This is a genomic window from Leptodesmis sp., from assembly GCF_052746595.1.
Genome location: NZ_JBRAGO010000145.1, coordinates 1,115 through 8,350 on the forward strand (window position 1 = coordinate 1,115; position 7,236 = coordinate 8,350).

A 7,236-nucleotide genomic window follows, 5' to 3' on the forward strand; every position below is an offset into this window, starting at 1 on the left:
TTTTTTACCCACCCACCTACACCCTTACCCACCCACCCCTGTATCCCAGACACTTTTTCTTTTCTCTAATTTTTGAGACGATGGTTATATCAGCATCCCACAAACGTTATGGCTAAGGTAAGAGAGACAGTTCCCCAGATCGATTTAGGCGATTCCCAGTATTACTTCAACCGGGAGTTGAGTTGGTTAGAGTTTAACAATCGAGTATTGCACGAGGCGATCGATACCCGAACCCCATTGTTGGAACGATTGAAATTTGCTGCGATTTTTAGTTCCAATCTGGATGAGTTTTTCATGGTGCGGGTGTCTACTCTCAAAGAGCAGGTCGAAGCTCAGGTGAGTAAACTGACTCCTGATGGTCGCACACCGGAACAACAACTGCGGGAAATTAGCCAGCGCTTGCGGCCAATGGTAACTCAGCAGCATCAGTTGGTAGAGCAGGAATTACGACCGTTGTTAGCTCAACATAAGGTGCATATACTCAATTACATTGACCTGGATCAGGATCAGCGTTTTTATTTGCAGCAGTATTTTGAAGAAAATGTCTTTCCCATTCTGACTCCCCTGGCGATCGATCCCAGCCATCCCTTTCCTCACATGTCTAATCTCAGTTTGAATCTGGCGGTGAGCGTCAAAGACCCAGTAACGGAGAAAGAGCATTTTGCACGAGTCAAAGTTCCCAGTATTCTGCCCCGATTTGTGGAATTTCCTGAACCCTTACGCCAGTATGAGGGACAAAAAGTAGTGTGGGTGGGTGTGCCACTGGAGCAAGTGATCGCTCATAATTTAGAGGCCTTATTTCCTGGCATGGTGATTCAGGAATATGGCTTTTTCCGGATTACACGGGATGCGGATCTAGAGGTGCAGGAATACGAAGCCGATGATCTGTTGATTGCGATCGAGCAGGAACTGCGCAAGCGACGATTGGGGGGCTTTGTGGTGCGGCTAGAAATTCAGACCGCAATGCCAGAGTCACTGCGATCGCCGCTGGTTGAAGAATTTGAACTCACAGATGATGATGTCTATGAAGTGGAAGGACTACTCAATCTCAAAGACTTGTTTGGCTTGTTGGGATTGCCCCTGCCGGAACTGAAGGATCCCGTTTGGATGCCTGCCATTCCTCCTCGTTTAAAGCGAGTCAATGAATACGAAACCAAGGAAGCCTTTCAACAACAGAAAGCGATCGAGGATATTTTTTCTGTGATTCGGGAGGGAGATCTGTTAGTTCACCATCCTTATGAATCTTTTACTGCCTCAGTGCAGCGGTTCATTACCCAGGCAGCTTACGATCCTCAAGTATTGGCAATCAAGATGACTCTGTACCGGACTTCCGGCGATTCCCCGATCGTCAATGCCCTGATCGCTGCTGCCGAGAATGGCAAACAAGTTGGGGTGCTAGTGGAACTCAAAGCCCGGTTTGATGAAGCGAATAATATCTCCTGGGCGCGGCGTTTGGAAGCCGTCGGTGTGAATGTGGTATATGGCATTGTCGGCTTGAAGACTCATACCAAAATTGTGTTTGTAGTGCGCCAGGAAGACAAAAAGTTACGCCGTTATGTTCACATCGGCACTGGTAACTACAATCCGAAAACAGCTTCCCTGTATACCGATTTGGGATTGCTGAGTTGTCGAGAAGAACTAGGTGCGGACTTAACTGATCTCTTCAACTATCTAACCGGGTACTCACGCCAGCAAGCCTACCGGAAACTGCTGGTTGCCCCAGTGAATTTGCGCGATCGTATGTTGGCCCTGATTCAACGGGAAACGGCTCACGCTCAACAGGGACATGCTGCTGCTATTACTGCCAAAATGAACGCCCTGATCGATCCCATGATTATTCGTGCCCTTTATGAAGCCTCGCAGGCGGGGGTACAGATTGATCTCATTGTGCGGGGAATGTGTTGCTTACGTCCCGGTATTCCTGGAGTCAGCGAAACCATTCGAGTGATAAGTATCATTGGCCGCTATCTAGAACACTCCCGGATTTTTAGATTCCACAATAATGGTGATGAGCAGATTTTCATTGGCAGTGCCGACTGGATGCCACGTAATCTAGATCGACGGGTGGAAGCGGTTACTCCCGTCGAAGATCCGAAATTGGTGAATGAACTGCAGGAGATTTTGCAAATTTTATTGTCAGACAATCGACAAGCCTGGGAGCTACAACCCGACGGTCGCTATATTCAGCGCCATCCTGGCCCTGACGAAGCGGAGCGATCGGCCCAACGAATTCTCATGGAACGAGCCAATCATAGTGATTGAAGTCACATGATTCTGCCATCGCTGCCGAGATATTCCCGGTAAGCGCAAATTTTGTCGCCTCGCACATCAAAGGAAACGGCCATCCGGTTTTTGTACGGATTGCCCCACAGTAACCCTTGATCGCGAAATTGAAAGACAACAGTTGTATCATTGTAGGTCACTGTATCCAACGTCAGGGTCAGTCCTGGGCTGAAGGTTTCAGCGACGTATTGAAAAAAGGCGATCGCCCGTTCTTTGCCCACATTTTCTCCCGCGTAAGCCCCCAGGGGAAACCAGAAGGTAAAGTCACCCGTCAGCATGGCAATAAAGGCTTGCCAGTCTCCAGTTGCCAGCCCATGAGCGAAATGCTGGAAAGCTTATTGGGCTACTTGTAGAGTTTGGGGAGCTTCAAGAGTCATAATCATCACCTGCTGTTCCAACAAAAGATTTATTTAGACAATAGGGGAGCGGCCTGGAGCAGCGTTTGGGTATAGGGGTGTTGGGGATGGGAGAAGATATCTTGAGTGGGGCCGAGTTCAACAATCTGGCCGGACTGCATGACGGCAATGCGATCGCAAAAATACCGGGCCACCCACAAGTCATGGGTGATGAATAAATAGGTTAAATTAAACTCCTGTTTCAATTCGGCCATCAGGTCTAACACTTGTGCCTGAACAGTGGCATCCAGCATACTTACGGGTTCATCACAGATCACCAGTTGAGGATGGGTGATCAACGCCCGTGCGATCGCCACCCGCTGTTGCTGGCCTCCAGATAGTTCGGAGGGATAGCGGGAGTAATAGGTAGCCGCCGGAGTTAGTCGCACCCGTTCTAGCATCGCCAATACTTGCTTTTTGGCCTCGGCTGGAGTCGCCAATTTATGAATCAGTAATGGATCGGCAATGCTGTCTCCAACGGTCATCATAGGATTGAGACAGGCATGGGGATCCTGGAAGATCATTTGCATTTGACGACGTTGTTGCTGCAGCGATCGGCGGGACAACTCCATTAAATTGCGTCCCAAAAACTCTACTCGTCCTGATGTCGGCTGAACCAAATGCAAAATCGTCCGTGACAACGTACTTTTGCCACAACCCGATTCCCCCACCAGTCCCACTGTCTCACCAGCGTAGATGGCCAAATTAATATTATCCACGGCCTTAATCATCTGGCTGGAACCTGCCAGCAGACGAGATATCCAGCTTTGCTCCAGAACGTAATGCTTTTTGAGGTTGTGCAATTTCAGCAGCGGCTCGGAATTTTGGATTTGGGATTTTAGATTTTGGATTGTCAGGGGTTCTTCCTCACTTACTTGTCCTTCTGATGACGAAGGACGGATAACCAACGATGAGCCTTCTACCTGCACATGCAGCGCCGCTTGCAATAGCGATCGGGTGTACTCATGCTGAGGATGGCTTAAAACAGATGCAGCGGCTCCAGTTTCTACAAATTTGCCGTTGTACATGACCGCAATGCGATCGCAATATTCTCCTACTAGGGCTAAGTCATGGGAGATCAGAAGCAGGGCCATCTGGCGTTCGGCACACAGGCGAGTGAGTTCGTGCAGAATTTGGGCCGATACAGTGACATCTAAACTGGTTGTTGGTTCATCGGCAATGATCATCCGGGGATTGAGTAGAAGTGCCAGGGCGATCGCCACCCGTTGCCGCATCCCACCACTAAACTCATGGGGATACTGGTTCCAGCGATTGGCCGGAATATTGACCGCAGCCAGAGTCGCGATCGCCAACTCCTTTGCCTGAGTACGCGAGAGCCGAGGTTGATGAGCCTGCAATGTTTCCAGACAGTGATCGCCAATCGTCATTAATGGATCGAGTCGAGTCATGGGATCCTGAAATACCAGGGCCACATCCTCCCCCCGAAACCGACGCAATGCGGGTGGATTGAGATCCAACACTGATCGCCCATCAAACAGAATTCGCCCTTCAATCTGGCTATTAACAGGTAACAGACGCATCATCGCCCGTCCCAAGGTAGATTTGCCACAGCCGGATTCTCCTACCAACCCCAGCCGCTCTCCCGCTTGTAGGCTGAAAGACACCTGATCGACGGCCCAAATGGTTTCATTTCCTCCGCGATCAGCCTGCCGACTCCGAGGAAACGCAACGCTCAACTGTTCAACCTGCAGTAATGCCTCACTCATCATTCAATCTGTCCACTTCACTGAAATTATTTAGACTACTTCGTGGCCTCTAGACACAGGAATTGGCATACCTTTCACTTCTCAACCACCTGCAGCAATTCCTCTGGCTGATGAATTAGAAAGTCTGGATTTTCTGCTGCTAATGCCTGACTAGAGTTATAGCCCCAACTGACCGAAATTACCTGAATGCCAATTTTACGGGCTGCTTCAATATCCCTGGTTTCGTCACCAACATATATCACGTCTTCAGGATTGAGATGGTGCCGCCTCAACATACGTTGAATCACTCGTCCCTTACCGAAGAGAGCTAATCCAGATCCCACAAAGTCGAATATGGAATTCAGGTCTTGAGCCTTGAGAAATGCGATGACATTTTCGCGAGAGTTGGATGTGACAATGCCTAACCTGTAGCCCTGTTGCTTCAGCTTTAAGAGAACAGTTTTCATGCCTGCGATCGGCTGCAGTTGATGGATCTCGCGATTGAGTTCGCCTCTGAGTCGCTGCAGCAGGAAGGGCAGTTTCAAGGGGGAAACCTTAGATTGTTTGACAATTTCCCTGGAACTGAGATTTTTCAGCCGGGAAATGTCTTCTGGCCTTGCTGGAGCATAGCCAAACTCAGTAGCAAGTTGGTTGGTAATTTTCAGGACGGCAGCAAAGGAATCAGCGATCGTTCCGTCAAAGTCAAAAATGATAACCTTCACAATTTTTTAAGAAGGAGGGTTGGGCAGTGCAGCTATTATCAGAGAACTTTGACATAAATATTGAATGATCCTTACTTAGGAGGAATTTTTTTTCGAAAAAAGTAAGCTATGATACAGACAAATAATAAAACGTTCATCTCACTTGGTGATGCAGTTTACATTTGCAAAGTTCGCCAATGGGACGGAAGTAAGGAGAAATCCTGAAGGAACGCGCCTCAATGATTGCAGACCTTGTTTCTTTTGTGAGGCGAACTATGAGACTCATTTACCGCGGTGCTAATTACGAATGTAATTCTTCCGCCTTAGAAACCCGAGAAACCGATCTGTTAAGACGGCATCAGGGAGCATACCAACGTTGTAAAACATTACAAGAAACCAGTTACCCTTTGACTTACCGGGGAGTTCGGTATACGACAGAGCAGGTTGCTGAAGCCCTGTCGTCTGCACCAGCTCTTCGCACTCCTCAAAGACTGGTTTACCGGGGACAACAATATATCAAGCATCCAAATGGTGCGATTGAAACTGTCGTAGCAGAGAAAGCGACTAGGGTACCTGACACCACTGCCGAATTGTTCAGGGAAGTGAATAGAGTGCATCAAGAAAATCTGCGACGCAATTTGCATCATCGGCTGATGATGGCCAAACAACAGGGTAATCAGACTCTGGTAAGTTTGCTGGAAGCTGAATCTGAACAACTGGCACTGTAACTTAAAACATGCAGGATCTGAAAAATGTAGAGTCAGTTTTGCATGATTCTATTAACTGAAAGCCTGTCTTGAGGGTGAAAAGGGGGAATAGGTTTAATCCCCCTTTTTCTCTTATGATTTTTTATTCGAGTCCCAATTCTCGTTTCAAGAGATTAATGGACTTGGTAACGATGAAGTTTTCACAGCAGATGAGTTGGGGAGGACGAATCAAGTCCTCACGGGCTGCCGCGATCGCAGCTTTCACTGCAGCACAACTGGCCTGATCGCTCATGATGGTTTGGGCACTGCGAGCGATCGCCTCCATCTTATAGTTATCTCCGAGTTGCGCCGTCATCACCAGCAGATCATCTCCCCGGAGACTGTGGATGATCACCTCAGCGACTCCCAATGTGCCGGAACTGAGGCTAACAATTCCCAAACAAGTGCCCTTAGGCAGTTGTTTAATAATCTTAATCTCTTTATCAAAGTCGTAGATATCGACAGGAATTACCCGTACTGACTTAGGCCCAGCAATTTCCTCTGCCTGAGCAATGAAGTAACGACTAGTCACCACCGTACCAGAGCGAGTTTGGTCTAAAATCTTGCCTAATTCTTCCAGGGGAACCAGTTGCACGGGAATATTCAAAGCGTGTTTCAGTTCCCGCATCAGGACTTCGCCATTTCCCAGGTCATGAGCCGGAACAGTGACTAAAACCTGAGCACTACAGCGCAACCGCCAGTCAATTTCTGCCAGAAACAACTCTCTGGCCTGATTCAATGAGCAACCTTGCCGCAGCAACTCATCCAGGCTGGTCTGCACAATCTTGTAAGCTTCTGGATTTTGCTCCAGCAGGGGAGAGGTTGACTTGGCATTACTGTCCTGAGTTTGATCTCGGACATAAATCCCCGATCCGGCCTGGGCATCCACCACTCCGGCTTCTTCTAACTGCCGGTACACTTTGCTGATTGTGTTTCGGTGTAACCCGGTTTGCATAGCCAGTTGCCGGGTGCTGGGTAAACGGTGCCTAGGGGGAAATTGGCGAGAGGCGATCGCAAATAGAATCTGGTTATATAACTGCGTGGATGCTGGAATTTCGCTGTCTGCCTGTATATGAAATTGCACCATAGTCACCTCTCTAGACGAACCCCAAAACCAAGCCAGGCTCTTTACCTACATATCCCTTAATACCTGCATTATGCGTTGTCTGTCCAGGAACTGGCACAGTTCTTGTAACTTTACTTCACAAATGGGAGGGAATAAAGAAGTTTTAGTAATTGCCTTTTTGCTAGAGTAACGGCAACAGGGCGATCGCGATTGCCTTCCTGACTTTCCCTCCCCTCCGGTCTATAAACTTCGGTTTATACAAAGTGAGGAAAAAAGCCCGATTAAACATGAATATAGGCAGGGTGAAATCTTCGCGGTGGCAGGGGGGAGTGATGCTCA

General features: G+C 48.4%; 5 protein-coding genes, 1 pseudogene and 1 riboswitch. Of the genes and pseudogenes, 2 read left to right on the forward strand and 4 right to left on the reverse strand.

Annotated elements, in window-relative coordinates; all coding sequences use genetic code 11:
- The first annotated feature begins 108 nt into the window (after positions 1–108).
- Positions 109–2,262 (forward strand): polyphosphate kinase 1, encoded by a 2,154-nt coding sequence (ppk1, locus tag ACUVQO_RS21355; RefSeq protein ID WP_445927840.1) that lies wholly within the window; start codon positions 109–111, stop codon positions 2,260–2,262.
- 2 nt (positions 2,263–2,264) lie between these two features.
- Here ppk1 and ACUVQO_RS21360 read toward each other — a convergent pair.
- From ACUVQO_RS21360 to ACUVQO_RS21370, 3 genes and pseudogenes are all read right to left on the reverse strand, one after another.
- Positions 2,265–2,600, reverse strand: a pseudogene (locus ACUVQO_RS21360) (nuclear transport factor 2 family protein); the annotation flags it as partial.
- An 89-nt stretch (positions 2,601–2,689) separates the two neighbouring features.
- Positions 2,690–4,408, reverse strand: a complete 1,719-nt coding sequence (locus ACUVQO_RS21365) for a dipeptide ABC transporter ATP-binding protein (protein ID WP_445927841.1) — start codon at positions 4,406–4,408, stop codon at positions 2,690–2,692.
- Between the two features lie 71 nt (positions 4,409–4,479).
- A complete protein-coding gene (locus ACUVQO_RS21370; RefSeq protein WP_445927842.1) occupies positions 4,480–5,106 on the reverse strand; it encodes an HAD-IA family hydrolase in 627 nt (208 codons plus the stop codon).
- Between the two features lie 128 nt (positions 5,107–5,234).
- Positions 5,235–5,321: riboswitch (Glutamine riboswitch) on the forward strand.
- A gap of 39 nt (positions 5,322–5,360) precedes the next feature.
- On the opposite strand from ACUVQO_RS21370, the gene ACUVQO_RS21375 reads away from it, so the two are divergent.
- The gene (locus ACUVQO_RS21375) at positions 5,361–5,813 is read left to right on the forward strand and encodes a DUF4278 domain-containing protein (RefSeq protein ID WP_445927843.1); all 453 of its coding nucleotides are present in this window, start codon (positions 5,361–5,363) and stop codon (positions 5,811–5,813) included.
- Positions 5,814–5,934: 121 nt separating this feature from the next.
- Here ACUVQO_RS21375 and ACUVQO_RS21380 read toward each other — a convergent pair whose 3' ends face one another.
- Positions 5,935–6,918, reverse strand: a complete 984-nt coding sequence (locus ACUVQO_RS21380; protein ID WP_445927844.1) for a GntR family transcriptional regulator — start codon at positions 6,916–6,918, stop codon at positions 5,935–5,937.
- Positions 6,919–7,236 lie beyond the last annotated feature (318 nt).

Excerpts from the sequence above, each read along its gene's own strand:
- ACUVQO_RS21375 (WP_445927843.1), top strand. The coding sequence starts at position 5,361 with ATGAGACTCATTTACCGCGGTGCTAATTACGAATGTAATTCTTCCGCC.
- ACUVQO_RS21380 (WP_445927844.1), bottom strand. The coding sequence starts at position 6,918 with ATGGTGCAATTTCATATACAGGCAGACAGCGAAATTCCAGCATCCACG.
- ppk1 (WP_445927840.1), top strand. The coding sequence starts at position 109 with ATGGCTAAGGTAAGAGAGACAGTTCCCCAGATCGATTTAGGCGATTCC.
- ACUVQO_RS21365 (WP_445927841.1), bottom strand. The coding sequence starts at position 4,408 with ATGATGAGTGAGGCATTACTGCAGGTTGAACAGTTGAGCGTTGCGTTT.